Origin of the sequence: Propionivibrio sp., assembly GCF_049316945.1 — a bacterium.
Lineage (GTDB): Bacteria > Pseudomonadota > Gammaproteobacteria > Burkholderiales > Rhodocyclaceae > Propionivibrio.
Window position 1 is genome coordinate 1 of sequence record NZ_JBMOJE010000321.1, and the last position, 2,377, is coordinate 2,377.

The window sequence follows — 2,377 nt, forward strand, 5'->3', positions numbered from 1 at the left end:
CCACCAGACATAGAAAGCCCAACTGTTGGGCTTTTTTCCGCCTAAAAACTCAATGGTGACGCGCACTTACGGCGTTTGCCTTGTGACTTTTCTGCTATTAAAACCCCACGTTTTTGACCGAAATCCCTCTGTTTTCTCTCTCTGTTCTCAGTGACCCTCGTGACTTTTCAAAAGGCCACATTCAATAAAATCAAGGACTTACGCGGTGGTGGTTTCCAAAGTGTTCTGGTAGGTCTGAGCGACTGAGAACGAAGAATGCCTTTTCCTGGCGCAGTCCGTCGCCGCTTTCATGCCATGAACGGCGACAGGCATGCGGTACGATTCTCAAAGTTTGCATCGCAGCTTGCGCAAACTGACATCAAATCCACCCGATTGCAATGAAATTGGCCCAAACGGGAGGGACGAGGCTACGCTCGTCCGCCTCGGGTGGGTGTGGGTCGATGAGTTGGATGGGTGAAACAGTGGACGGAATTCGGCCAATTTCATTGCAATCGGGTGATCAGCCTTTTTTCAAAACCCGGAGCACTGAACATGAACATCAATAAAGCAGTAGATAAAGCCTACGAAACCAAATCGTTGAAGGAAATCGCAGATGCGCCGGTCGATGCACTTGAGGGCGTATCGGCAGGCGATGCTGAGTTGCTGGCGAAGGCCTTCGGAATCAAGACAATCCGTGATCTTGGTAGCAACAAATTCTTCTTGGTGGCTCAAGCCATCTCTGCGCTTGCAGCAAAAGAAGAGTGATTCATTCGTCTTGTCAAGGCGAGCACACTCGCACAAGGTGATCTGACAACGGAATCGGGAAGCTGAACATGAAACCCTTTGATGCGGTGCGCATTGTTCGGCTTACCAAATCGCCTGAGAAATACGACGACTGGGGTTGGAATACTCAACCAGTGGCGGTCGGCGACACAGACGCTTTGGTGGACGAGCTTCAAGTTGAAGGTGTAGCCGATGGATACGTGGTCGAGAATGTGGCAACCGACGGAACGACTGTCAGGCTCTCGATATTTCACGAAGACGAAATCGAACAAATTCACCCGGCTGAGCCATGACGACCAGAAGTCGCGGTCGCTGCCTTCGAGATGTCAAGTCAAATCTAAATCGTCTTTACGACTCGCCCGGCGAAATGGACGCATTTCGGGCCACGATCTGGTTTCGCCCTTGAAGCTTGGCCTGATACAAGAGCGCGTCCGCCAGTTTGACCACATCCAATGCTGATTGAGCGGCAGTTGAATCTACCGTTATGACACCCTGGCTCACTGTCACATGTGGCGCGACACTTGATGCCGGATGCATGATGGCCAGCCAGTTGATGCCGTCTTCAATGCGCTGAGCCAGCTCGGTGGCACCCGATAAATCGGTATTTGGAAGGATGATGCCAAATTCTTCGCCGCCGTAACGCGCAGCTAGATCTGTTGTTCGACTTACGATGGTGTTGATCAGATCACCCACTTGCCTCAAGCAGGCATCTCCAGCCGGGTGCCCCAGCGCGTCATTGAAGTGCTTGAAATGGTCGATGTCCAGCATGATCAGGGAAAGTGGCTCACCGCAGCGGCGCATACGCGCAAACTCGAGGTCGATTGCTGCGTCAAACCGCCGCCGGTTTGACAATCCAGTCAGTCCGTCTGTGAGGGAGTCGGTACGTGCCTGATCGCGCTCGTGTTCACGTTGCAGAAGGAGAGATTGGGTAGCTTGCAATGCATTGCCGACGGCGATGGCCTCGGTCAAATTCAGTTCGGGAATCGACAGTGGTTCTCCCCGCCCAAGCGCAAGTGCTGGCGCGACGAGCGCCTGAATCGGATCGGCGATGCCGCGCCCAATCCACGTGGCCAGCAGCAGACCCGCCAGCAACAAGCCGACGGCACCCGTAAGTTGTAGCCACAGGGTTTTCCATAGTTCGGTCGTCAGCATGTCATCGGACACGGCAACAGTCGCAGTCCAGCCGTAATTTGACGAGGTCTGGTAGGTCATCCAGACGTTTGCGCCATTGCCCCGGGACATACGAAGTCCGCCCTCGCGTCCGGTCTTTAGCGCGTCCATCAAAACGCCAGGGGCGTTGTGTTCCAACGAAAGATCATGTTGGACAGTGTCGGCGATCAGCTTGCCGTTGGCGTCATAAACGCTGACATGCCATCCCGCAGGAGTACTGGCAATATCAAGGACCTCACTCAGGTTAGCTGCATCCATCGACATGGACAGGAATGCGTCCACCGTATTGTTGCGCAGTACCGGGACGACCATAGCAACCAGATATTTTTTCAGCACTGGACCATAGAACATGCTGGTGATGCTGGGCCGCTTCGTTTGCAGCACATTTAACATCAGCGCGCTGTGCGGCTCTTTGGGCAAAGTTTGGCCCAATGCTCGCGAGGTG

3 protein-coding genes are annotated in these 2,377 nt (G+C 53.9%); 2 read left to right on the forward strand and 1 reads right to left on the reverse strand.

Features of this window, described 5'->3' with window-relative positions:
- Positions 1-531: 531 nt before the first annotated feature.
- On the forward strand, positions 532-744 hold the full coding sequence (locus tag ACOYNV_RS27560) for a hypothetical protein (RefSeq protein ID WP_422903019.1): 213 nt from the start codon (positions 532-534) through the stop codon (positions 742-744).
- A gap of 68 nt (positions 745-812) precedes the next feature.
- Positions 813-1,055: a hypothetical protein gene (locus tag ACOYNV_RS27565; protein ID WP_422903020.1), complete on the forward strand. Its 243-nt coding sequence runs from the start codon at positions 813-815 to the stop codon at positions 1,053-1,055.
- A 55-nt stretch (positions 1,056-1,110) separates the two neighbouring features.
- Here the strand turns inward: ACOYNV_RS27565 and ACOYNV_RS27570 are convergent, their stop codons facing one another.
- On the reverse strand, positions 1,111-2,325 hold the full coding sequence (locus ACOYNV_RS27570) for a sensor domain-containing diguanylate cyclase (RefSeq protein WP_422903021.1): 1,215 nt from the start codon (positions 2,323-2,325) through the stop codon (positions 1,111-1,113).
- Between the last annotated feature and the right edge of the window lie 52 nt (positions 2,326-2,377).